Here is a 21,243-nt window from a genome sequence, read left to right as displayed (position 1 = left end):
GGGGAGGGAGTAAGACATTCACAAATGATTTAGGATTGCTATAGTTGATAGTTGATAGTTGAGAAGTAGGGGGCGTAGTAGACACAGTTTTAGTTTGTGGAACTCATACGTGAACCCTAAAGTAATAGTTCAGAAGTTAATGGATGCACTCACCATTTCAGAAACCGGGTTTCTTGCGATATTTCTCGCTCCTGTTCTCAAAAATCGTAGAAACCCGGTTTCTTTCCCTCGCACTAACTAATGACAACTGTCAACTGTCAACTGTCAACTGTCAACTGACAAAGCATCAAGCCAAACCACTGTTTTGGATCTGTCCAAACTTGCACCGACTTTAAACCGCGCTGGGAAAGTTCTTTCTTTACCGTATTGAGATTAAACTTGCGCGAAATTTCGCTGCGGATAGTTTCTCCGGCGGCAAATTCTACGGTTAAATTGAGAGCGCGCAAGTTCGCGGTTTGCGCTTTCAGACTTCTCAAGTGCATTTCAATTTGACATTCTTCTTGATTGTAAAAAGCCCAATGCTCGAACTGCGCCAAATCAAAATTTCCTTCATACTTGCGATTTAAATGTCGCAGCATATTCAAGTTAAAGGCTGCTGTTACTCCTTGACTGTCATCGTAGGCGGGTTCTAAAATATCTTTAGATTTGTCCAAGTCAATTCCCAATAAAAAATATTCTCCGGGCTGCAATGCACCGACAATTTGCGAGAAAAATACATCGCATTCTTGATGGTTTAAATTGCCGAGGGTGCTGCCTAGAAAGCAAATCATTCGGGTTGGCAGCGGTGACGGGGCAATTTTAGCTAAGGCTAATTCGTAAGTGCTGACAATTCCGTGAATCTGGAGGGACGGATAATCTGCTAAGAGTTGACAAGCGCTGCTTTCTAGGATAGTCGGACTGATGTCGATCGGCAAATAGTGCAGGGGATATTGCAGTTGGTTGTAAGCATCGAGGAGAATCCGAGTTTTGGTGGAACTGCCGCTGCCGAGTTCGACGATTTCGCACGGGCCCGTCAAACGGGCGATCGCCCCTGCACACTCTTGCAAAATTGCCGTCTCCGTGCGTGTCACGTAGTATTCTGGCAGTTGACAAATCAACTCGAACAGCTTCGATCCGCGATCGTCGTAGAAATACTTGGGAGGCACGGTTTTGGGGTTTTGAGTCAACCCGCTAACGACTTCGCTACCTGCGTTGATTTCTGCGGGTGTGGGTGCTGTCGCGCTGACAAGACGCTCTAAGTGCAGGCGATTTTCCTTTGTTGAGGCTCGGTTTGTCGTCTCGGACAGTTTTGGGGATTTCATAGAATAAAATTAGGATGCACTAATGGGTATAGCACGCAGTCGCGCTGCCAAATATCAGGCTCAAGGGAGATTTTTATCTTGATTTTCGTTCTGTATTTTCTCATTAAATGGCGATCGCTCCCCAAATTAAAACTTAAAATTGATCGACTAAAATTATCAAATAATTCACCAAACTTTTTTGCTGGATATTTTTACATGGGAAAAAGTTTGGCATTTCGCCAACCAATTTCGTCCCAAATTCCCTCTCCAGCCATTTATATCAGTTCGCGATGCACTCCGACAAAGAAACCGGGTTTTTTACGCTTATCTGCGATGCTCTAACGAAGTCTTTCCGTAAAAAAAACGGTTTATGGGCCCCCATGCGTCCGTCCTATATATGATGTCCGTAAAATCATTATAAGTTTGTAGTGAGGACTTTAGTCCTCTCAGAAATCAAATGACTAAAGTCCTCACGCTCGATCCTATTTGATTGCGGCTATAATTGCACAGCCAACTACTTGGCGCAGCGAAAACCAGCAATAATTTGCCGCACGCCCGGATAGTACCAATTCCGAAAACTCGATCGCATTGCTTGAGGAAAAGTCGCCCAACTCCCGCCTTTCAAAACTCGGTGTTCTCCATCAAAATAAACTTGAGAATATCCCTTGTAAGGATAACTTTCAAATCCTGGATAAGCGTCAAATGTGGAGGCAGTCCACTCCCAAACATTGCCCAACATATCGCAGCAGCCGATCGCACTCGCTCCTTTTGGAAAAGCATCAACTGGCGATGTGTTTGCCAGATTATTCCCGTGATTGCACAGGCTGGCATTGGGCGGTGCTTCTCCCCAAGGATAGGTGCGATTTGTTTGATTTGCTGCATCCCAACTCGCTGCTTTCTCCCATTCGGCTTCTGATGGTAAACGCTTGCCGGCGAAGTTACAGTAGGCTTCGGCTTCGTACCAACTTACGCCGCAAACTGGATGGTTGTTGAACGCTGGATTTTCTGACCAGTAAAGCGGGCGATCGACTAAATGAACTTTGAGCCATTTCCACCCCTCTACTGACCACCAATCAGGGTTTTGATAGCCGCCGGATGCCATAAAATCTCGGTATTGACCGCAAGTGACGGGATAGCGATCGATCGCGTATGCTTCTAAATAACACAAGTGGCGCGATCGCTCGTTATCCAAAGCCTCAGCAGCATCGCTTCCCATATAAAATTCCCCCCCCGGAATTTCAATTTCTGAATTGGGAATTGGGCATGGGGCATCGGGCATCGGCCAAACAGGGCAATCGGGCATTAATATTCTTTCTTCCCTCTGCCTTCTTCCCCCTTGCGGATAATTAATCCGTGTATCCGCGTCCAAATCCCTGTCGCGCCTTCCTTGCTTCTCCTGCATTTGCAACACAAAAGCAACTGTTTCGCAGTGCTGGCTTTCGTGCTGAATTATAAACCGCCAGAGACGTTCTTGCTCCTCTATCGGCGCTATTTCCAAATAATCTAACACCTTTTTTCTCACCGCATCCAGATACAATTTAACTTCTGGTAGCGACGGCAGAAAAACCCGTTGTTTTTTCGGCAAAACATCCGCAGCAAACAGTTGGTGATACTCAGGAAAAACTGGCTTCGACCCAGCACATCGCTGCAACAGCCACAAATCTTCAGTATAAGCAATGTGACCTAAATGCCAGCCAACCGGACTGAAATCAGGATGAGCGAGGCGGCAGAAAGTATCGCAATCTATGTCTGCAAATAATTTAAAAGTGCCGCGGCGACACTGCTGCAAATCGCGATAAATTGCCTCTCTACAAGATTGGATAGATTTGGAGATCACCGTCTGCTCCCGTACTGATAATGCTGTTTTCTGGACACTCGTGCCAATTGCCAGCAAATAAAGGCTCTGAAGCAATGATGACCGAATTTGGAAAGTTTAGATCGTCCCGCACCCAATAAAGGGAGGGAGGGGTTTTTTGGGAAGCAAAGCGAGAGGCAACGAGCTGGTGTCCGTCGCTGATAATGATGTTAGCTGAAAATTCTACTTGCTGAACTTTTGCTAAGTCTGCCAAGATTTTCAAGGAGTTTTGCAAAGCTGCTTGTAGGGTCAGATTTTTGTCTGTCAATTCATTGACAAATAAGCCGAAGATGTGTTCTGAATCGGTAGTACCGTTAATTGATTGATAAACGGTATCGCACAGGCGATCGCGAATTGGTCTGTACAGAGTTTGGCGAAAATTTTTCACGAAGCCGTTGTGTACGAACAGCAGGCGATCGTACCCAAACGGCTGACAGTTGCTCAAATCTACAGATTGTCCCGAAGTTGCGCTGCGAACGTATCCGATCGCGCAGCCGGATTCAACGTATCGACTGATACTCGGTAGATTGAGGTCGCTCCAAATTGGCTGTATGTTTTTATAGGTAAACGGGTCAGTCTCTAGGTGCGGGTGATACCAACCGATGCCAAAACCGTCAGCATTAACCACGCCTGAAGTCATTTCGCGGGGCTCGTAACTCTGCACAATTAGGGAATGTTCCGGCTTGTACAGAATAGAATCTAGTAAAATCGGCCCGCCAAGGTAGCCAAGCAAACGGCACATATAATTTTTACAGCAAATTGATTAGCATTCTAAATCATTCGGCAAAAAATTGCCCGTTGGCCCGTCTTGTACCAGCGCCGGGAACTGGGTTTTTGGTAAGCTGTTGTGCATTTAAACTGTATATTTTGATGGCAATCAAAAATCCTCAAATCCTCTCCCCTTCTCCCCTTCTCCCCCTCAATCGCCATACACAATCTATACGAGCAACAGCTTAGCCCGCTGCCAGCATCGCAGTACAAACGGTACAGTAAAGGTAGAACCCCAGCAGCACAAGGAGACTCTTGAATGTTCCTCGACGAACTCATCCCAGTGGTCAAAGAATTGATCCAACAGCCCATCGCCTTTACGGGCGGATTTTTTTCGGGCCTGCTTCGACTCAACCTTCACGAAGATCCCGTCAGAAGCTGGATTGACGAACAAGCCGGTTCGACTTCCTACACTCCTCCGGCAACCGAAGCGACTAACAGTAAAAGCACTGGGCCTCAGTCGATCTCGATCGACTAAGGCACAGCAGTAACTATTGCACTCAGTACCAAAGGGTTTGTCAGTGCGGCAAACCCTTTGAGTCAGGTGCGATCGCCCCCGTTGTCCGTTAGAGCGCACTTGACAGTAAAATTAAGAGATTATATACAGCACAACAAGTTTAGTTCGATCGACATGACTATCTACATTGGAAATCTCTCTTACCGCGCCACCGAAGAAGACCTGAAAGCAGTATTTGCAGAATACGGCACTGTCAAGCGGGTTGTCTTGCCTACCGACAGGGAAACCGGTCGGATGCGCGGTTTTGCATTTGTTGAGATGATGGAAAATGCCCAAGAAGACGCTGCCATCGGCGAATTAGACGGTGCAGAGTGGATGGGGCGCGCCTTGCGAGTAAACAAAGCCAAACCGAAAGAAGAGGGAAATCGAGACAGCGGTTTTAACAGGAACAGCGGATATTAATTCGCGATGCAGCGGTTGACATCCCTCTCGGAATTAACCTGATGTGCAAGTGCGCGCCAGCGTCGAATTGCTAGCTGCTGTTGATTTTGGGAATGCAATGTTAAATCCGCTGCACAAAAAAATTCACTTTCGATCGGCTGCACTTGATTCCGACTTTTTGAAACATACATAATTTACGCGATCGAGTCCAGAAACCCGATTTCTTCCCGGATACTTTCCTGCTAAAACCAAGATTTATACCATCCGTGCAAAATAATTGCTACATAGAACCCCCCCAACCCCCCCGCGATTTCGGGGGGGCTAGGAATTCATCTATAGCAAGTATTGATTAAATTGGTATTATCAGGAAAAACCGGGTCGATCGCCGTCGGTTTTAGAAAGAGTAAATTCTGCCTTTTTCATCAATATAAACTGACCGATCTTGCCTAGTCCGACCATCCGATCTAGCGATCCGAACCGTCACAAGATTTGTCTGAGAATCTACGCTGTAGTCGTATTTCAAAGTTGTGGTTCCTCCTTTGACATTAATCGGAATATTGGCAATGTCGGCCGTGCGGTTGCTGACGCGAACAATGATGTTTTTGCTGGCTCCGACGGGCAAGGATGATAAACCAACACCTGATTCACCGTATTCTAGGTTTAATCCGGTTTGATTTAAGAGTCTGAGGGTAATGTTCCGAGTAGTGTCAACCTGCCCTTGAGGCTGCCAAAATCCGGGTTGCGGGCCGCCGCCAGTTGCCGGTTGAGATAATGCAGGATGGGCATGCAGACAGCCGAGGGCGGCAAGTATTGCTGCGGTTGCAATGATTTTTGATTTCATTGTTTGTTGCTCCGGGTCAGGTGTTGGCGATATTTCTATCTTAGCTTGAAAATCCGATCTTTTTATTGAGGACTTAGGTTCCCAAACCCGGCAGCCCGGACAAAATTTGCGGTTGAGGGCAATATGTCTGTAAAACTGACAGAAGAGCACCATTCTCAGCTCTTAAAAACCGGGTTTCTGAACGAAAAATATAGGTTGTGATGCTAAATTCGCGGTCAGAAACCCGGTTTTTGCCACAGGTGCAAGATGTGAGTAAAAAAAACATGGTTGATACAATCGTTAATACCCAATACGCTAACATCCGAATACTTATACCATTTTTCTAAAAATGTGCTGTAGATGAACTCTTAGCCCCCCCCCGAAATCGCGGGGGGGGTTGGGGGGGTAATATCTAGCGCTACTTTATTCCATTGGTATTAATAACTTAAACACCTCCTAAAGTCTTCTCTCCTGTAAGTTGCCTTCCTCAAAGGAGGCTCTTCCTCCGCACCTGCATTACCAGGCCGAGCGAAAGTAACGAGCAATTGCTTAAGTTATTAAATTTTCATTTATAACATCCGAATACTTAGATTAGGCTTGAATTTCCAAAATAATTTAAACGGCGCTGGAGCAAAGTCTCACTAGAATTTTAGTAATTTTTGACACGCAATGTTGATTTGCCGCAACAGCTTATATCCTATCGTTTTCGGCTGCTTCGAAATGATAAATTAGAGGGCAATTCATGAATAATTTTTACAAGTCGCCACCTGTCTCGGTGCAATTTTCAGTTGTTCGATTCACAGCTAACAGTCAACAGTCAACAGTCAACAGTCATTAGTTGTTGGTCATTGGTCATTAGTTATTGGTTATTGGTTATTGGTTATTGGTTATTGGTTACTGGCTACGAATTCCCAATTTTCCATTCTCAATCCCCAATAACAACTAACAAATAACAAATAACAGCTAACAGCTAACAGTCAACAGTCAACAGTCATTAGTTGTTGGTCATTGGTCATTAGTTATTGGTTATTGGTTACTGGCTACGAATTCCCAATTTTCCATTCTCAATCCCCAATAACAACTAACAAATAACAAATAACAAATAACAGCTAACAGCTAACAGCCAACAGTCAACAATCAACTGTCAACAGTCAACAATTCCCCAAGAGTGCAACCGGAATTGAGATCAATTATTAACGATCGATCGAGCGGCTTCTAGAAGCAAGCGCTGTTCGGCCCGGGCGATCGCCCTGCAAGTTTGTTCTGCAGCATCGACATTGACGGAAATAGACGAAATCCCCCACCGCACCAAGGATTCAACTATCTCAGGATACAGTGCGGTCGCGTCGCCGCAGATCGAGCAAGGAATGCCCGCAGCCCTGGCCTGTTGAATTAATTGTTCGATCGCCTTCATTACTGCTCGATCGCGCCCGCTGAAACCACCGGCTAACTGTTCGGAGTTGCGGTGAATGCCTAATAGAAATTGAGTTAAATCGTTAGTGCCGATGGAAATTCCTTGAACTCCGGCTTTTACATAATCTGGCAATAAAAATAATACCGAAGGAACTTCCGCCATCATCCATATTTGAAATTCGCTCGGTCGGTTTTGCCAATTTTTGTCTAATCGCTCGCGGCAGTAAACAAATTCGTCCACAGAGCGCACGAAAGGCAAAATTAAATTGATATTTGTATGGCCCCAATCGCAGACTTTTTGAAGCACGCACAGTTCCCAATCAAATAACTCCGGTTCAAAGGTATAACTAAAACTGCCGATGGCTCCCGATTCGCGCAAATCGAGAGAGCGATAAAATATCGGCCGCGGCGAAACGGCTGCTGCAAATAAACTGAGGCAATCGGCCATGCGATCGACAAATTCCGATTGGCGGCCGTTTTGCAGCAAAACTTTGGGGTTTTGACAGTCCAAAGCTTCCAATGCCATCAATTCCGATCGCAGCAATCCGATGCCGTCTATTGGTAGATTTTTGAGGCGCTCGATCGAACTTGTTTGGCTGACATTAACTAGCAGTTGAGTCGCTGTTGGCGCGCCCCAAACTGATGCGGGAGATTGTACCCGTCGAGATTTAAGGCCGGGATTGGACGATCGATCCGATGCTGAAAATTGGTGGTTTGCTATTGACATTTTTGCTGCCGTACTGTATATATCTGGATTGTTTGCTGTTTCCTCAAGTCGGCTGCTTTCTGCTGTGTCAGTCGCCGAATCTGGGGCGGTACTAAAAACTTCTCCGCTATCGCCATCTACCAACACCGAATCCCCGGAGGCGATCGTCCGAGTCGCCCCAGCAACTCCCACAACGGCGGGAATCCCCAACTCTCTCGCTAAAATCGCGCCGTGGCCTGTCATGCCTCCTTCTTCGGCAACTACCCCCGCAGCAACTTTCAGCCAAGGTAGCCAGTGCGGCTCGATTGTCCGGGCTACCAAAATGCCTCCTGCCAAGAATTGAGCGTTTTCTGGGTGGGAATTAGCGATGACTTGGGCAATTGCTTCGGCTTTTCCCGAGGCGGCGGCCAAACCTCTGAGTATCGCCGGAGTTCTCGCCGGGGCGATCGCCACAGCCCGTTTCGGCGCGACTTTTTCCCCTGGCAAAAAACGAATCTGAGTGAAATACAACTGCGTTTCGCCGCTGTTTTCTGTCTGTTCGATCGTCCAATCTAAGATTAAATCAGACTCATATTCAGCGATTATTTGTTTGCTGGCTTTAATAATTTTTTGTAGTTGCGATTCTTCTAAAACATATTCAGTTTGTGCTTTCTCTTCCAGCGCCAACACTTCCACGCAACTGTCAGCACAATCATAAATTAGAAATGGAGAATCGGGAATTGGGAAAGCGGAAAAATTGCCTAGCTGCTGTTGGGCGAGCGGTTTTTCTCCGTCGGCTTTGAGGTCGTAGGCTAATGTTTTGTAACCTAGCCGCTGGAATTTAACTGCGCCTGTTTCTGGCTGCACTTGATAGTAATCGGGGATGGTTTCTCCCCTGGGGAGGGACATTCCCAAACCGCTGGTGGCTTGGATTTCCCATGCTGCACCGGCCTTAATTTTCACTTCGCCCGCGGCGATCGCCCGCCCCAGAGGCTGCACCAAAACTACAGGATTGATTTGCTTTATCTCCAGGCCGCACCGCTGCCAGTAAAATAGACTTCGGGCTCTAAACAGTTCTGCCCAAGCTCGTTTGAGTCCGGCTTCAATGGCTTCTGGTTGTGCGCGTACTGCCCGATCTTCCAAAATTCCGGCTGTTTTTGGGTGCCAGGAAGTCAGGGAAGGGCGAAAAATTAAGGTTTTGGAGTTTGAGTTGAGTTGAGAAACAGCAGACTCTAGGGTGGAGGGCAGTGAATCTGGCAGTTTGCTGGTGAGGATTTGGTGGCGGATGCTGCGGGCGATCGATTGCAGTTGTCTGGGATCGTCAACATTTAGGTGCAGGGAAGAGTGGGGCCAGTCAGCAAATAGCGGTTCTAGCCAGTCGATCGACTCTACAAACTGCCAAAATGTTTGAGCCGGCACGACAAAACCCGGTACAACGGGATGATTTTGAGCGAGCAAACAGCTCAAGTAAAATGCTTTTTCTCCCACTGCATCTCGGTCTGAAGGTTGAATTTTGTCTAGCCGGTAGAGGTTTGTCACGCGATCGAGCCTGTCCTTAGAAACAGATTGAATTTTGATAGTTTTTCCGATTAATCAATTACCACAATTTTAGGATGAACAACCGAAAATGGACGGGATTAGTCAAATCTTTACTTAATCTATTTCTTAAGTCTAACTGTCCTCTTTGTCAGCGACCTGCGACCGAGGAGTTTTGTCCGTACTGTCACAAACAACTTCAGCGATGTCAGTTAGCAGATCCCGCTCGATTTTGGGACGGTGGGGAGCGGGTTTTTGTGTGGGGCGAGTACGGCGGGACTCTGAAACGGGCGATCGCAGCTTTGAAATATGAGGGAAATCCCCAATTAGCGAAACCTCTCGGCGGCTGGCTGGCCGAAGCTTGGCTGAGTTTTCCCGAATTAGCTATTGACAATCTAACCGTTGTACCAATTCCCATGCACAAAGAAAAGGTCAAGCAGCGGGGTTTTAACCAGGCGGAACTTTTGGCGGAAAGTTTTTGCGAGCTCACTGGTTTACCTTTGCAGCGCCACGGTTTGGATCGGGTGAAAAATACTCAGCCTTTATTTGCTCTAACACCACAGCAGCGAAAAGCTGAAATGAAAGATGCTTTAATTTTGGGGAAAGATTTTCGCCGCCGTCGCCCGCGCGATCGAGTGCTGTTAGTTGATGATATTTATACTAGCGGCACTACGGTTAAATCGGCTATTAAAATATTGCGAGAGTCGGGAATTTTGGTTTACGGAACTGTGGCTCTGGCAACTCCCACTAAGGGCAGTCTGCCACCTGTTTTACCTTGAATTTTCAACAGGTTTTCTGCATCGAAATTGCATTCAGATGTCGATAGTTTATCACGTTTTTTTGGAATAACTAACCGCGAAGACGCGAAGCGGCGCGAAGAAAGAGTAGAGAAGGAAGAGTAGAGAAGGAAGAGTTTTCACGATTGATTTAAATTTGTTGCGGGTTCGATATTAAGCGGGAACTGTTTGCTGATGTTCCAGCGGCTGCTGTCGTGGTGCAGCAATGTTAATGCCACAGCGGTAAACTCAAAGTGGAGTTGGCGCCCTGAGAATTCCAACCAAGCAGCTTGAAAATTCTCTTTGGTTAAATCGCGAAATCCTACTGTCATGTGCGGTACAAATGGGCGATTCTGATTAACTGGAGGGACAATTCCCAAATTCGCCTCAATATAACTGATCAAATCTGTTTGGATTTCTAGCAATTCGGGGGATTTGACAACATCTACGTAAATGACGCGGGGCGCGAAAGCGGCAAAACCGCATAGGCTAACGGGAATTGACAGCCGGTGTGCGGAAAATTTTTTTAAGCTTTCCTCTAATTTCGGAAATTCCGCCGCTGGCCATTCAAAAGGAGGTTGCAGGGTGATGTGGGGCGGTGACTTCAAGGCACTGCGGCTGTTGTAGTGTTCGGCAAAATACTGTTTAATCTCATTAATCTGCTGTTGAATTTCCGGGGGCGGCACTAGAGCAATAAAAAATCGCTGTTTTGACTGGTTCATAGGGTAGCATCGCAGTAAGGAAGGAGTGGCTGAGTACGGGCGATCGAGTATTTACTCAATTCCTCGTACCAAAAACCTCATTCCCAATCTACAATCCCCAATCTAAAATCTAAAATCCAAAATAAAAAATGCCTTGGTTTGTCAAAATTGAGCAAGGAATTGTCGAAAAGCCTGTATTTGACCAGTATGTGCCCGCTCACAGAGCTTATGTCCGAGAGTTGATTTCTAAAGGACACCGAGCTAAAACTGGCTACTGGGCGAGGCGGGGCGGCGGTATGTTGATGTTTGAGGCGGGTTCGATGGATGAGGCAAGGGCGATCGTTGCTGAAGACCCCCTGGTGAAAAACGGTTGCGTTATTTATGAAATTTATCACTGGTGTGTGGTTGAAGAATAAATAAATGTGTTATACTCACAAATGAACTGGACCCACGCGATTCCAACGCCCAAATCTTGTCAGGACCGGAAGGTAGCAGCAACACGGGATGCTTGTAATAGGCGTGGTCTCCGGTTCACCTTGTTTTATGAGGTGTAGCTCCTATGCCTGGTTTCGGAGATATTTTACAAAAGGCAGTTTATCTTGGTGTCGGGCTAGCTTCCTATGCTGGTGAAAAAGCAGGCAGCAAGTTGACTGAATTGCGCGCTGAATCCCAAAAGCTGGCCGATGAATTAGTCAAGCGGGGCGAAATGTCAACGGAAGAAGCACGCCGCTTTGTCGAAGACATGGTGCAACAAGCTCAGCAGCAGCAACCGCCAGTAGAAGTAACTGGGGACAAAAAACCGGCTGAACCTCGCCGGATTGAAATTGTTTCTGAGGAAGAAGAGGTTTCGGCACCAGATGCTAAAGAAACCGGCGGCGTAGATAAACTCCGCGAACAAGTACAGAATTTACAAGATGAATTGCGAAAGCTGAAGCGCGATTAAGCTCAAAAAAAGCTCGCAAAGCAAAGCATAAAGGGAACTCAAGATAATACTCTTGAGTTCCCTTTACAATTTTAGATTTTTCGATTTTAAATTGGGGATGATTGACTGGATGCGGGTTTGGAGTTGACCTACAGTTGGATTGTTTCAGGAAAATGGTATCCGATGTGGATGGATATAGAGCAATAGGTAATAGAATTGAGAGTAGGTGCGATCGCTTCGCATGAGGCTGGCTGCACTTATCTGTGATAGTCCCGGACGTGGGGGTAGTCAGAAACCGAGTTTTTTTACTACAATACGCCCGTTGCAACCTGATGAGAGTAAAAAACCGGGTTTCTTGGGCTTGATGTGTCCCGGACTATGTTAAATACTTTGCAATAGTAAGCTGTCAAATTCATGGAAGATTGGTCAAAAGGTTTTTTTGAAGTAATGGAAAATGCTGCTTCTGACGTAGAGCATTTTTTCAGCGATGTTAGCGATGAATTTGTCGAAATGCTGGACGTTTTGGCAAAGATTTCGGAAGAGTTTACAGAACAAGTACAAAATAACCTGATTGCTGAATTTGACGGTTATTTTAATGAATTCGACGGTTATCTCAATGAATTTCTAGAACCGATAATTGAAATTGTTCGGGAGTTCGACCCAGAGTTTGATGAGATAGATTGGTCGGTGGTGACTTATGTAGACCCTTCGACCACTCAGCAGCCGGCTTGTCGCGGTTGCACTAACTATCACGGCCAAGTTTACGGCGGAAATTTGTTGGTTTGTGCCATGCACCCTACTGGTGTGGAATCGGAGAGTTGTCAGGATTGGGAAGGTGACAGCGACGTTAATTGATCGGAGTTTTTGAGGGTTTAATCGCTTATGTTAACGTCAATTCAGTCTCCGTCAAAGATTTCTCTGGAAGAGTTTTTGCTACTGCCAGAAACTAAGCCGGCTAGCGAGTATGTTGACGGTAAAATTCATCAAAAAGCTATGCCGCAAGGAAAACACAGTACACTGCAATTCGAGTTTCCATCGATTATTAATCAAGTTGGTAAACCGCAGAAGTTAGCTTATGCTTTTCCTGAATTGCGCTGCACTTTTGGGGGACGTTCTATTGTTCCAGATATAGCAGTGTTCGAGTGGTCGCGCATTCCTCTTAATGCTAGTGGAGAGATACAAAACAAGTTTAAAATTGTCCCTGATTGGACAATTGAGATTTTATCGCCGGCTCAAAATCCAACTCGGGTAATCAATAATATCTTGTTTTGCTTAAATCACGGTGCTAAGTTAGGTTGGTTGATTGACCCGGAAGAAAAATTAATTTTGGTTTTTAAGCCGCAGCAGCAACCAGAGGGGAAGGAGAATCAGGATATTTTGCCGGTGCTCGATGTGCTGTCAGGTTTGCAAATGTCGGCGGATAATTTGTTTGGGTTGTTAAGTTTCGATCGCGTGTAAGCTACATTGGAGTATAGGGACTTTTGCATCTAACTAAATCCATCTAGTTAAATGTAAAATACGACTCGCGAAAAAAACGTTCCTGTGTATTTCTTCCTTCTTCCGACTTCCATCGGACTGATGACGTTGGACGTTCGATTTGGGAACACCGCCCCTACTGACTAATGACTAATGACGGCAGGAGGGCGGGCACGCACCATCCACCGCCCCTACTGACTTCTTCCTTCTTCCTTCTTCCTTCTTCCTTCTTCCTTCTTCCTTCTTCCTTCTTCCTTCTTCCTTCTTCCTTCTTCCTTCTTCCTTCTTCTTAACGGCATTTAAAGGTAAATCGCAATGGCGGTAAATCATTTGCAATCTGGGTTTCCGAGAATGCCGCCATCGCTGGAATTGCGACAATATCAACGGGCGGCGGTTGATAATTGGTTTGCGAATCGGGGACGCGGTACGCTGAAGATGGCGACTGGTAGCGGTAAGACGATTACTGCACTGGCGATCGCCACTGAATTATATAATAAAATTAACCTTAAAGTATTGCTCGTAATTTGCCCCTACTGCCACTTAGTGAATCAGTGGGCGCGCGAATCGGAAAAATTTGGTTTAAAACCTATTTTAGCCTTTGAAAACGCCCGCAGTTGGCAAAATAAGCTGGCTGCGGGTTTGTATGAAGTGCGAGCTATCGAGGGACTATTTCTGACAATTATCACCACAAATGCCACCTTAATGTCGGATAGCTTGCAGTCGCAAATCCGCTATTTCCCAGAAAAAACCCTAATTATTGGAGACGAAGTTCACAACTTAGGCGCACCCCGTTTGGGACAAAGTTTGCCGCGCAATATTGGACTGCGCCTCGCCCTTTCCGCCACCCCACAAAGACACTTTGACGAACAGGGAACCGAATCTATTTTCGATTATTTCGGCCCGGTTTTGCAACCAGAGCTTACCTTAGCCGATGCTATCCGACAAAAAGCCTTAGTACATTATTTATACTATCCGATTTTAGTAGAATTGACAGAAGCTGAAACCCGCAAATATTCCTATTTAACTAAAAAAATTGGATGGGCGCTTTGGGGTGATGAAAAAGTAGCAGAAAACGATATTTTAACAACTTTACTAATGCAGCGCTCTCGGTTAATTGGGGCGGCGGCTAATAAATTAACAGCTTTGCGAAAATTAATGAGTAACCGTCTCGACACGGCCCATACTTTATTTTACTGCGGCGATGGCGCGATCGAAGGAAGTGCGCGCCGCAATAACAACCGCCAACTAACAGAAACCGCAAAGTTATTAGGTGCAGAATTAGGCTATCGAGTTAACACCTACACGGCGGCGACTCCGTTAGCAGAAAGAGAAAGATTGCGCCAGCAATTTGAAAGTGGAGAATTGCAAGGTTTAGTCGCGATTCGCTGTTTGGATGAAGGCGTTGATATTCCAGCAATTCGCAATGCTGTTATTTTAGCAAGCAGCAGCAATCCGCGCCAGTTTATTCAGCGCCGGGGACGCATTTTGCGGCCGCATCCGGGAAAGGAAAGAGCCACTTTATTTGACATGATTGTTTTGCCTCCCGATTTGGGCAGAGAAACCTTAGAAGTCGAGCGCAATCTGCTCAGAAAAGAGTTGAAGCGGTTCTTAGAATTTGCTGATTTAGCTGACAATGCTGGGGAAGCTAGGGTAAAGTTGCTGCAACTTCAAAAGCGTTATGGCTTGTTAGATATTTGACATTTATTCCGGTTCGGTTTATCTTAAAAAGATAAAATTATTTTATTGCAGTTTGAGTTGCTAGTTTCGTGAGCGATCGCACTTACGAACTCAGAAACCCGGTTTCTTCGTAAATTCCTCGTTTTTCGTCACAAAAATCCTAGAAACCTGGTTTCTTTACAGATTTCTCGTGACGCGATAACAACACTCGTAGAAACCCGGTTTCTCACCCCATACGTAACCCTGTAGTTTGTGATTTTTGCAATAAAATAAGTAAATCCACTTAATTAAGCGTCAAATAGAGATGACAAAAAAGCTAACTATAGCCTTTCGAGCGTAACATGAGGTGCTAGGAGTGAGGATAGGGCATAGGCCAAACCGGGCATACCTCACCAAGCTTGAGAACCGCTATATATAAGCATTCTACCTTCTACCTTCTTCCGACGGACTGACATCCGTTACATCCGTTACATCCGTTACATCCGTTACATCCGTTACATCCCGTACATTGCTCGTTGCCGAACTTCCTTCTTCCTTCTTCTAATTATGGCTGAAAATTTGAATGAAAATTTGGTAATCGCTTTTACATATGAAGATAGTGCGATCGCACCCGTACCGATCGGCATTTTAGCAGAAAAACGTTCTGGCTATTACACAGACAAAGACTTGAGCGACGTACAGCAACCGATTACTAGCGCGCCGCCGGAAGTCCGACAAATTATCGAGCGGGTATTGGAACTAGAAAAAGATAAACTATATATGAAATCTCCCCGCTATATTAGCGATGACATTTTAACAATTATTAGGGAAGCAATTGTATGAAGTTAATTTCACTTACTCTGTGCAATTTTCGGCAGTTTTTCGGCAAAAGTCCCGAAATCAAGCTGGCTTGGGGCGAGCAAAATATTACAGTAATTCACGGTAATAACGGTGCTGGAAAAACTGCACTGATGAATGCTTTTACCTGGGTGTTGTACGGAAAATTTAGCACGGCTTTTGCGGCGGAAGAACAATTAGTAAACAAGCGCGCTCTTGCTGAAGCCGAAATGGGAAAAGCAGTAGGTTGTTGGGCAGAAGTTGTGTTTGAACACGACAGCAAACGCTACCAAGCAAGGCGTGTTTGCCGTGCTTACAAAAGTGAAAATGGTGTAGAACACATCAAAGGCGAATTGTTCCTGCAAGTAGCAAAAGATGACGGCCGTTGGATGCCAACAGCCCAGCATCCCGATGATATTATCGGACGAATTTTACCAGTAAATTTACATCAATATTTCTTTTTTGATGGGGAACGAATCGAGCAAATTGTTCGCCACGATAAGAAAGCAGAAATTGCCGAAGCTACTAAGGAATTGCTGGGAGTAGAGGTACTGAATCGCTCGATCCGACATTTGGGAGACGCAAAAAAATCTCTAGAAACAGATTTGAGCATGATTGGCGGTTACGAAATCAAAAAACTTTTAAAAGAAAAGCAAACTTTGCAGAAAGAGGTAGACCAACTTTCACAAAGACAAGTAGAAATTGAGAAAGAATTGACTAATCAAGGCGAATTAAAAAAAGCAGTTAACGGTGATTTGCTGGAACGCAGCGGTGCTGCTGAGTTGCAACAGTTGCGAGACGAATTGGAAAAGCAACGGCGTTTATTTCACGAAGAAATTGATCGGGCTTCATCAGCGCTTCAACGAGCAATTTCCGGGCGCGGTTACGCGGTATTTTTGTCGGATGCTGCGGCTGAATTTAACTCGATTTTTGGAAATTTGCGCGAAAAAGGTGAGTTGCTTTCGGGGATTGGGCGGCCGTTTTTGCAAGAGTTATTAGTGCAGCAGCGCTGCATCTGCGGTACGGAATTAACTCCCGATTCTGTTGCTTGCGAAAATGTGAGTGGTTGGATGGATAAAGCGGTTGTTGGCGATGTGGAAGAAACTACTATTCGGATTAGCGATCGCGTTAATGAAATTGATAGACAAGTGGCTGATTTTTGGGAGGAACTTGACAGCCAACAAGCCAATATTCATCGCGGTAGAACAGAAATTTCGCGGGTGGAAAACCAGTTAGACGATATTCACAGCAAGCTGAAAAATTTCCCTGACGGCGATGTCAGCCGCTTGCAAAAGCGCTTGGATGAAATTGAGGCAAACCTTGGCGATTTGCACCGGGAAACTGGCTCTAACCAGCAGCAGATTGAGAGTTTGAACGCGCAGGTTGCTGCTTTGGACAAGCAAATCGACAAGCAGCAACTGAACGAGCAAAAGCAAGTATTGGCCCAGCGCCGGATTGCTGCGACTCAGGATGCGATCGATCGCCTAACTGAAGTGCGATCGCGCTTAGAAAAACAGTTTTGTTCTCAGCTAGAAAAGCGAGTGCAAGATATTTTTAGTCAAATTTCTTTTACTCCTTACCTCCCCAAATTAAGCGACAAATACGAACTGACGCTAGTAGAAAATACATCGGGAAACGAATCTTTAGTCCCCGCTTCTACAGGAGAAAATCAAATCCTCAGTTTGTCGTTTATCGGCGGAATTATTGAGGGCGTGCGCGAGTGGAGTCAAAAAAATACTTTGATGGGCCCCGATAGCAGTACGTTTCCGATTGTGATGGATTCTCCCTTTGGCAGTTTGGATGAGATTTATCGCAAACAAATTGCGAATAAACTGCCTAAATTAGCGAATCAATTAGTAGTTTTAGTAACAAAAACTCAGTGGCGCGGAGAAGTTGCTAGAGAAATGGAAAGTTCCATCGGTAGGGAATACGTGTTGGAGTACAATTCTCCGAAAGCTGATTGCGAAGAAGATGCGATCGAATTGGGCGGAACGCGCTATGCTTTAGTTAAGCGCAGTTCAGATGAATTTGAATATACGAAAATTGTAGAGGTGGATTATGGCTTCTAATTCGGCAATTACACAGGTTTTGGAAACGGATATTTGGGTGAAGGCGACATGGGAAGAGTTTCTGGCATTCGCTGATGATTTAACTTTGGAAAAGGGAAAATTTTATTATTATCAAGAACAAATAAGGGTAGAAATGTCACCAGTAGGGCCATTGCACGGGCATCAACATTCAATCCTTGCATCTGTAGTCAGTCTGTTTGCTACATTGAAAAATATCCGAGTAGTGCAGTTGATTAATGCCAGTTTTCGGAAAACAGGTATTCATGAGTTTCAACCCGATCTAGCTTACTACATTGGTTCCGATTTAAGACTGCCTCCTAATGACAGCAATTCACCTGTTGATTTAAATGAATACGATCCGCCGAATTTGGTAATAGAAATTGGTGCATCTTCTTTTAACGATGATTTGGGTAGCAAGCGGTTGCTTTATGAAGATGCAGGAATTAGCGAATATTGGGTGGATCGTGCAAATACTGGGGAGGTTTTTGCCTTTGCGATTAATGGCGGAGGTAGCGGCAGGATTCAAGAGTCGCGGGTTTTACCGGGGCTGGAAATCGCGTTAGTTGAGGAAGCTTTGAACCGAAGTCAAACTCAAGATGATGGGGAAATTAATCGCTGGTTGATTCAAACTTTTAGTCAAGGTTAAAGGGAGTTTGACATGGAAAAAGAGTATCATAAGTTGGTGCGCGATCGCATTCCTGAAATTATTCGCCAAAGCGGGAATGAATGCGAGTTTGTCATTTTGTCCGATCGCGAATACCGTCAAGCTTTGCGCCAGAAATTGATTGAGGAAGCGGGGGAAGCAGCGGTGGCTGATGAGGATGATTTGGTGGCGGAATTGGCGGATTTGTCTGAGGTGATGGATGCGGTGACGATCAGTTTTGGCATTTCGGGCGATCGGCTTTTAGCCGAAAAAATCAAGCGCCGGGAAGCCAGAGGAAGTTTTGCCAAAAAAATTATGTTATTACGAACATTCTAAAAACTATCTGCGTTAATCTCTGTTGATCTGCTTGACATCTGCGGTTACTCTATCAATTTAAAAATTACATATTAATCCCAATGGCTGCTAACAGAATTAGAATTGCTAAAGACAAAGCCGATTTAGTGAAATCCTTAACTTTATTGGATAACAACTCCGGCCCTTTTCAGACTTACGCCGATGTCATTGTCTTTGCCGCATCCTTGGGAAATCAGCGGAAAAAGCGATCGCCCTTGGGGGAAATTTCTAAACGAGAACCCGGTGCCATTGATATTGATATTTTTATATCCAGGGGTTACGATATGGCGATCAAGCTAATTGCGATCGCCGAAACTAAAAATCCTCAAATCCTCTCCCATCTCGATGCAGAATTGGAAGCACAGCGCTTGCAAATTTTTGAAGAATATGCTAACGGCGGGCTGGAAATTTTGCGAGAAGAATTTCGAGGTGCGGCGGATTATACCGATCGCCTTTTGTTGTTTTTAATCTCTGAAAGAGACAACCAACATCGGTCAAATGAAGAATTCGATTTAAGCAAGTTCTTATTCTAACAAATTCCCCATGCCGCACCTACCCAAAAATCTCATCAACCGAGGCTTCAAGCAATCTGTAAAAATTTTCGCTTACAGCTACTCAGCATTACTTATTTGCTATTTGATTCTCAAACTAATTTTTTGGGATAGGCTGTGGATTATCGCCTTAATTAGCACTTTTATCCCCTTGATTTTCTTCCCAATTTTCCTGCTTCCCCTCATCGGATTGTCAATTATCAAAAAAAGATGGTTTTCAATAATTTCGGCGATCGGCTGCATTCTCCTAATAAGTTGGTTGCACGTCAAATACTTTTCTCCCGCACCCCTCGACATCACAGATTCCCAGCCCAGCATCAAAATTTTATCCCATAACGTCGGTTGGTATACAACACAGTCACCAACTTTAGTTAAACTCATTCAACAGCAAAAACCCGATATTATATTTTTACAAGAAATCGTTCAAAAACATACCGAAAGAGCTTTCACCTGGCTAAAAACAGACTACCCCTATCAAATTGGCATTCCCCCGGTAGGAATTCTCAGTAAATATCCGATTGTATCCAGCGAAATACTGCACTTAGCAGATCATCCAGAAACACAGCAGCGGGCAGTTATTAACTTTAACGAACACGAAGTAGTGATTTATAATATGCAAGCTACCGGGCCGTGGTTGAAAATATATAAAAAATTTCGTTTTCTCAAAATTCCAGTTTACAAATATGGCAAACGATCGCGCGAAATTCAAGATTTAGTAGCTCGCCTTCAAAAAGAAACTCTGCCAGTAATTATCGCGGGGGATTTTAATATGACAGACGAAACTCAAGACTACAACAACGTGCAGCAAGTCATGCAAGATTCTTTCCGAAAATCGGGATTTGGGTTTGGTTTTACCTGGCCTCACGGTTGGGAACTTAAGTTTTTGGTAAAACGCTCGAATTGGAAATTAAACTATCCGGTTTGTCGGATTGATTATATTTGGTATTCCCAGCATTGGGGTGCAAAATCCGGTGCGGTTTTGGATGCCACTGAGTCCGATCATTTGCCCGTGGGAGCGGAATTGGTTTTGTTAAAATGAAGTGGTACAATATATCTAAATTCAGAGGATAATTTTGGTGCAATCGCGATCCGTAGTAGTGTTCGATTGACAAAATGGGGAGTTTGCTGATGAGCCAAGTTAACTACAACGCAATGTCGAATACTGCATTGAAAAATTATTTTCTCAGACATCGTGGAGATCGAGCCGCTTTTGGGGCGTATTTAGATAGAATCAATCAGCATCCGCTGAGGATTATTGCAACTCCCGGCGATCCTGATTTCGATGAAAAAGTTCAAGCTGCAATCCGTCGCAAATTAGAAGCGGCAAGAAGTCGCAGCAGTTAGCCATCTAATAAAATTGAGAGGCACACCCCATGCAAATTAACCTCACCATTACCGATCGCTTAGAACAGCAACTTCTTGAGAAAGCTAGCCAACTCAACCTGCCGATCGAAACCCTGATTTTGCAATCCCTACGCCAAGTGTTTCAAGAAGACGAAGAAGATATATCTAAAGAAGATATCCTTAACAGCCTTCGGATTGCGCTTCAGGAAGTAGAAGACGGCAAAGTTCACCCAATCGCAGAACTTTGGGATGGTATTGATGTCTGAACTACCCAGCATCCAGGTTCTGTTTGCGGATAGGTTCAAGCGCCAACTCCGAATCCTCGCTAAACGTTATCGTCAGATTCAAACCGACTTGCAACCCCTCCTACAGCAGTTACAAGCAGGCGAATGTCCAGGCGATCGCATTTCCGGTACAGGCTACACTGTCTTCAAAGTAAGAGCCAAAAACAGCGACATCAGTAAAGGGAAAAGTGGAGGCGATCGCATTATTTATCAAGTCACATCAACCACTCGTTTTATCTTGCTCATCATCTATGCCAAATCTGACCAAGAAACGGTTGCTGTAGAAGAAATTAATGATCTTATCGATAGCTTCCGCAATCGGCAACAATCATAATCAAGAAATAACGTTAACTAGGCTCAAAATTAAGGGATCGC

25 protein-coding genes and 1 other RNA gene are annotated in these 21,243 nt (G+C 45.0%); 18 read left to right on the top strand and 8 right to left on the bottom strand.

Features of this window, described 5'->3' with window-relative positions:
• Window positions 1–257 precede the first annotated feature (257 nt).
• The 3 genes from egtD to egtC form a co-directional block, all read right to left on the bottom strand.
• Window positions 258–1,301, bottom strand: a complete 1,044-nt coding sequence (gene egtD / locus AACV78_RS16555; RefSeq protein ID WP_194012976.1) for an L-histidine N(alpha)-methyltransferase — start codon at window positions 1,299–1,301, stop codon at window positions 258–260.
• 493 nt (window positions 1,302–1,794) lie between these two features.
• The gene (gene egtB, locus AACV78_RS16550; RefSeq protein WP_194012975.1) at window positions 1,795–3,117 is read right to left on the bottom strand and encodes an SUMF1/EgtB/PvdO family nonheme iron enzyme; all 1,323 of its coding nucleotides are present in this window, start codon (window positions 3,115–3,117) and stop codon (window positions 1,795–1,797) included.
• Entirely contained in the window at window positions 3,089–3,877 is a 789-nt protein-coding gene (gene egtC / locus AACV78_RS16545) for an ergothioneine biosynthesis protein EgtC (RefSeq protein WP_194012974.1), read from the bottom strand. Before egtC ends, egtB begins: the two co-directional genes overlap by 29 nt.
• Before the next feature lie 285 nt (window positions 3,878–4,162).
• Here egtC and AACV78_RS16540 point away from each other — a divergent pair, with 285 nt between their 5' ends.
• Window positions 4,163–4,381: a ssl0294 family protein gene (locus AACV78_RS16540; RefSeq protein WP_194012973.1), complete on the top strand. Its 219-nt coding sequence runs from the start codon at window positions 4,163–4,165 to the stop codon at window positions 4,379–4,381.
• Between the two features lie 153 nt (window positions 4,382–4,534).
• Window positions 4,535–4,822, top strand: coding sequence for an RNA-binding regulator (locus AACV78_RS16535; RefSeq protein ID WP_194012972.1), 288 nt, complete (start codon window positions 4,535–4,537; stop codon window positions 4,820–4,822).
• Here AACV78_RS16535 and AACV78_RS16530 read toward each other — a convergent pair.
• The 3 genes from AACV78_RS16530 to AACV78_RS16520 all read right to left on the bottom strand — a co-directional run bounded on the left by AACV78_RS16530 (window position 4,819) and on the right by AACV78_RS16520 (window position 9,258).
• A complete protein-coding gene (locus AACV78_RS16530) occupies window positions 4,819–4,992 on the bottom strand; it encodes a hypothetical protein (protein WP_194012971.1) in 174 nt (57 codons plus the stop codon). The two genes, AACV78_RS16535 and AACV78_RS16530, sit on opposite strands and share 4 nt — an antisense overlap.
• 203 nt (window positions 4,993–5,195) lie before the next feature.
• Complete coding sequence (locus tag AACV78_RS16525) at window positions 5,196–5,642, bottom strand: hypothetical protein (RefSeq protein WP_194012970.1); 447 nt, start codon at window positions 5,640–5,642, stop codon at window positions 5,196–5,198.
• Between the two features lie 1,165 nt (window positions 5,643–6,807).
• A complete protein-coding gene (locus AACV78_RS16520; RefSeq protein ID WP_194008818.1) occupies window positions 6,808–9,258 on the bottom strand; it encodes a putative PEP-binding protein in 2,451 nt (816 codons plus the stop codon).
• A gap of 74 nt (window positions 9,259–9,332) precedes the next feature.
• On the opposite strand from AACV78_RS16520, the gene AACV78_RS16515 reads away from it, so the two are divergent.
• Window positions 9,333–10,034: a ComF family protein gene (locus AACV78_RS16515; protein ID WP_194008817.1), complete on the top strand. Its 702-nt coding sequence runs from the start codon at window positions 9,333–9,335 to the stop codon at window positions 10,032–10,034.
• Between the two features lie 137 nt (window positions 10,035–10,171).
• On the opposite strand, the gene AACV78_RS16510 is transcribed toward AACV78_RS16515, so the two are convergent.
• The gene (locus AACV78_RS16510) at window positions 10,172–10,753 is read right to left on the bottom strand and encodes a 2'-5' RNA ligase family protein (RefSeq protein ID WP_194008816.1); all 582 of its coding nucleotides are present in this window, start codon (window positions 10,751–10,753) and stop codon (window positions 10,172–10,174) included.
• A gap of 128 nt (window positions 10,754–10,881) precedes the next feature.
• Between AACV78_RS16510 and AACV78_RS16505 the strand changes: the two genes are divergently transcribed.
• From AACV78_RS16505 to AACV78_RS16485, 5 genes are all read left to right on the top strand, one after another.
• Window positions 10,882–11,148 (top strand): YciI family protein, encoded by a 267-nt coding sequence (locus AACV78_RS16505; protein WP_194008815.1) that lies wholly within the window; start codon window positions 10,882–10,884, stop codon window positions 11,146–11,148.
• 23 nt (window positions 11,149–11,171) lie between these two features.
• Window positions 11,172–11,268: signal recognition particle sRNA small type (gene ffs, locus AACV78_RS16500), an RNA gene on the top strand.
• Between the two features lie 23 nt (window positions 11,269–11,291).
• Window positions 11,292–11,675, top strand: a complete 384-nt coding sequence (locus AACV78_RS16495) for a phasin family protein (RefSeq protein WP_194008814.1) — start codon at window positions 11,292–11,294, stop codon at window positions 11,673–11,675.
• A gap of 393 nt (window positions 11,676–12,068) precedes the next feature.
• A complete protein-coding gene (locus AACV78_RS16490; protein WP_194008813.1) occupies window positions 12,069–12,509 on the top strand; it encodes a hypothetical protein in 441 nt (146 codons plus the stop codon).
• Window positions 12,510–12,536: 27 nt separating this feature from the next.
• Complete coding sequence (locus AACV78_RS16485; RefSeq protein ID WP_194008812.1) at window positions 12,537–13,112, top strand: Uma2 family endonuclease; 576 nt, start codon at window positions 12,537–12,539, stop codon at window positions 13,110–13,112.
• A gap of 168 nt (window positions 13,113–13,280) precedes the next feature.
• Here AACV78_RS16485 and AACV78_RS16480 read toward each other — a convergent pair whose 3' ends face one another.
• Window positions 13,281–13,460, bottom strand: coding sequence for a hypothetical protein (locus AACV78_RS16480; RefSeq protein WP_194008811.1), 180 nt, complete (start codon window positions 13,458–13,460; stop codon window positions 13,281–13,283).
• A gap of 21 nt (window positions 13,461–13,481) precedes the next feature.
• Here AACV78_RS16480 and AACV78_RS16475 point away from each other — a divergent pair, with 21 nt between their 5' ends.
• From AACV78_RS16475 to AACV78_RS16430, 10 genes are all read left to right on the top strand, one after another.
• Window positions 13,482–14,828, top strand: a complete 1,347-nt coding sequence (locus AACV78_RS16475) for a DNA phosphorothioation system restriction enzyme (protein WP_339383683.1) — start codon at window positions 13,482–13,484, stop codon at window positions 14,826–14,828.
• Window positions 14,829–15,353: 525 nt separating this feature from the next.
• Entirely contained in the window at window positions 15,354–15,629 is a 276-nt protein-coding gene (locus AACV78_RS16470; protein WP_194008809.1) for a hypothetical protein, read from the top strand.
• Window positions 15,626–17,692 (top strand): AAA family ATPase, encoded by a 2,067-nt coding sequence (locus tag AACV78_RS16465; protein WP_194008808.1) that lies wholly within the window; start codon window positions 15,626–15,628, stop codon window positions 17,690–17,692. The genes AACV78_RS16470 and AACV78_RS16465 overlap by 4 nt, the downstream gene beginning before the upstream one ends.
• Window positions 17,682–18,338, top strand: coding sequence for a Uma2 family endonuclease (locus tag AACV78_RS16460; protein ID WP_194008807.1), 657 nt, complete (start codon window positions 17,682–17,684; stop codon window positions 18,336–18,338). The genes AACV78_RS16465 and AACV78_RS16460 overlap by 11 nt, the downstream gene beginning before the upstream one ends.
• A 12-nt stretch (window positions 18,339–18,350) precedes the next feature.
• Window positions 18,351–18,671 (top strand): nucleoside triphosphate pyrophosphohydrolase, encoded by a 321-nt coding sequence (locus AACV78_RS16455; RefSeq protein ID WP_194008806.1) that lies wholly within the window; start codon window positions 18,351–18,353, stop codon window positions 18,669–18,671.
• An 80-nt stretch (window positions 18,672–18,751) separates the two neighbouring features.
• Window positions 18,752–19,222, top strand: a complete 471-nt coding sequence (locus AACV78_RS16450) for a DNA phosphorothioation-associated protein 4 (RefSeq protein WP_194008805.1) — start codon at window positions 18,752–18,754, stop codon at window positions 19,220–19,222.
• Window positions 19,223–19,232: 10 nt separating this feature from the next.
• Window positions 19,233–20,279, top strand: a complete 1,047-nt coding sequence (locus tag AACV78_RS16445) for an endonuclease/exonuclease/phosphatase family protein (RefSeq protein WP_194008804.1) — start codon at window positions 19,233–19,235, stop codon at window positions 20,277–20,279.
• A gap of 89 nt (window positions 20,280–20,368) precedes the next feature.
• Complete coding sequence (locus AACV78_RS16440) at window positions 20,369–20,584, top strand: DUF6887 family protein (protein ID WP_194008803.1); 216 nt, start codon at window positions 20,369–20,371, stop codon at window positions 20,582–20,584.
• A gap of 29 nt (window positions 20,585–20,613) precedes the next feature.
• Entirely contained in the window at window positions 20,614–20,850 is a 237-nt protein-coding gene (locus tag AACV78_RS16435) for a hypothetical protein (RefSeq protein ID WP_194008802.1), read from the top strand.
• Window positions 20,843–21,202 carry a type II toxin-antitoxin system RelE/ParE family toxin gene (locus tag AACV78_RS16430; RefSeq protein WP_194008801.1) on the top strand — a complete coding sequence of 120 codons (360 nt, stop codon included), beginning with the start codon at window positions 20,843–20,845 and terminating at the stop codon, window positions 21,200–21,202. Before AACV78_RS16435 ends, AACV78_RS16430 begins: the two co-directional genes overlap by 8 nt.
• Window positions 21,203–21,243: the final 41 nt, after the last annotated feature.

The sequence above is a fragment of the Tychonema sp. LEGE 07196 genome (assembly GCF_963890365.1).
Taxonomy (GTDB): domain Bacteria; phylum Cyanobacteriota; class Cyanobacteriia; order Cyanobacteriales; family Microcoleaceae; genus Microcoleus.
The sequence above is the reverse complement of the archived record's forward strand: the minus strand, read 5'-3'. Positions and strand labels throughout refer to the sequence as shown.

Excerpts from the sequence above, each read along its gene's own strand:
- AACV78_RS16460 (WP_194008807.1), top strand. The coding sequence starts at position 17,682 with ATGGCTTCTAATTCGGCAATTACACAGGTTTTGGAAACGGATATTTGG.
- AACV78_RS16480 (WP_194008811.1), bottom strand. The coding sequence starts at position 13,460 with ATGATTTACCGCCATTGCGATTTACCTTTAAATGCCGTTAAGAAGAAG.
- AACV78_RS16465 (WP_194008808.1), top strand. The coding sequence starts at position 15,626 with ATGAAGTTAATTTCACTTACTCTGTGCAATTTTCGGCAGTTTTTCGGC.
- AACV78_RS16530 (WP_194012971.1), bottom strand. The coding sequence starts at position 4,992 with ATGTATGTTTCAAAAAGTCGGAATCAAGTGCAGCCGATCGAAAGTGAA.
- AACV78_RS16470 (WP_194008809.1), top strand. The coding sequence starts at position 15,354 with ATGGCTGAAAATTTGAATGAAAATTTGGTAATCGCTTTTACATATGAA.
- AACV78_RS16495 (WP_194008814.1), top strand. The coding sequence starts at position 11,292 with ATGCCTGGTTTCGGAGATATTTTACAAAAGGCAGTTTATCTTGGTGTC.
- egtD (WP_194012976.1), bottom strand. The coding sequence starts at position 1,301 with ATGAAATCCCCAAAACTGTCCGAGACGACAAACCGAGCCTCAACAAAG.
- AACV78_RS16510 (WP_194008816.1), bottom strand. The coding sequence starts at position 10,753 with ATGAACCAGTCAAAACAGCGATTTTTTATTGCTCTAGTGCCGCCCCCG.
- AACV78_RS16540 (WP_194012973.1), top strand. The coding sequence starts at position 4,163 with ATGTTCCTCGACGAACTCATCCCAGTGGTCAAAGAATTGATCCAACAG.
- AACV78_RS16515 (WP_194008817.1), top strand. The coding sequence starts at position 9,333 with ATGAACAACCGAAAATGGACGGGATTAGTCAAATCTTTACTTAATCTA.
- AACV78_RS16450 (WP_194008805.1), top strand. The coding sequence starts at position 18,752 with ATGGCTGCTAACAGAATTAGAATTGCTAAAGACAAAGCCGATTTAGTG.
- AACV78_RS16535 (WP_194012972.1), top strand. The coding sequence starts at position 4,535 with ATGACTATCTACATTGGAAATCTCTCTTACCGCGCCACCGAAGAAGAC.
- AACV78_RS16475 (WP_339383683.1), top strand. The coding sequence starts at position 13,482 with ATGCCGCCATCGCTGGAATTGCGACAATATCAACGGGCGGCGGTTGAT.
- AACV78_RS16525 (WP_194012970.1), bottom strand. The coding sequence starts at position 5,642 with ATGAAATCAAAAATCATTGCAACCGCAGCAATACTTGCCGCCCTCGGC.
- AACV78_RS16505 (WP_194008815.1), top strand. The coding sequence starts at position 10,882 with ATGCCTTGGTTTGTCAAAATTGAGCAAGGAATTGTCGAAAAGCCTGTA.
- AACV78_RS16440 (WP_194008803.1), top strand. The coding sequence starts at position 20,369 with ATGAGCCAAGTTAACTACAACGCAATGTCGAATACTGCATTGAAAAAT.
- AACV78_RS16445 (WP_194008804.1), top strand. The coding sequence starts at position 19,233 with ATGCCGCACCTACCCAAAAATCTCATCAACCGAGGCTTCAAGCAATCT.
- AACV78_RS16430 (WP_194008801.1), top strand. The coding sequence starts at position 20,843 with ATGTCTGAACTACCCAGCATCCAGGTTCTGTTTGCGGATAGGTTCAAG.
- AACV78_RS16435 (WP_194008802.1), top strand. The coding sequence starts at position 20,614 with ATGCAAATTAACCTCACCATTACCGATCGCTTAGAACAGCAACTTCTT.
- egtC (WP_194012974.1), bottom strand. The coding sequence starts at position 3,877 with ATGTGCCGTTTGCTTGGCTACCTTGGCGGGCCGATTTTACTAGATTCT.
- AACV78_RS16485 (WP_194008812.1), top strand. The coding sequence starts at position 12,537 with ATGTTAACGTCAATTCAGTCTCCGTCAAAGATTTCTCTGGAAGAGTTT.
- AACV78_RS16490 (WP_194008813.1), top strand. The coding sequence starts at position 12,069 with ATGGAAGATTGGTCAAAAGGTTTTTTTGAAGTAATGGAAAATGCTGCT.
- AACV78_RS16455 (WP_194008806.1), top strand. The coding sequence starts at position 18,351 with ATGGAAAAAGAGTATCATAAGTTGGTGCGCGATCGCATTCCTGAAATT.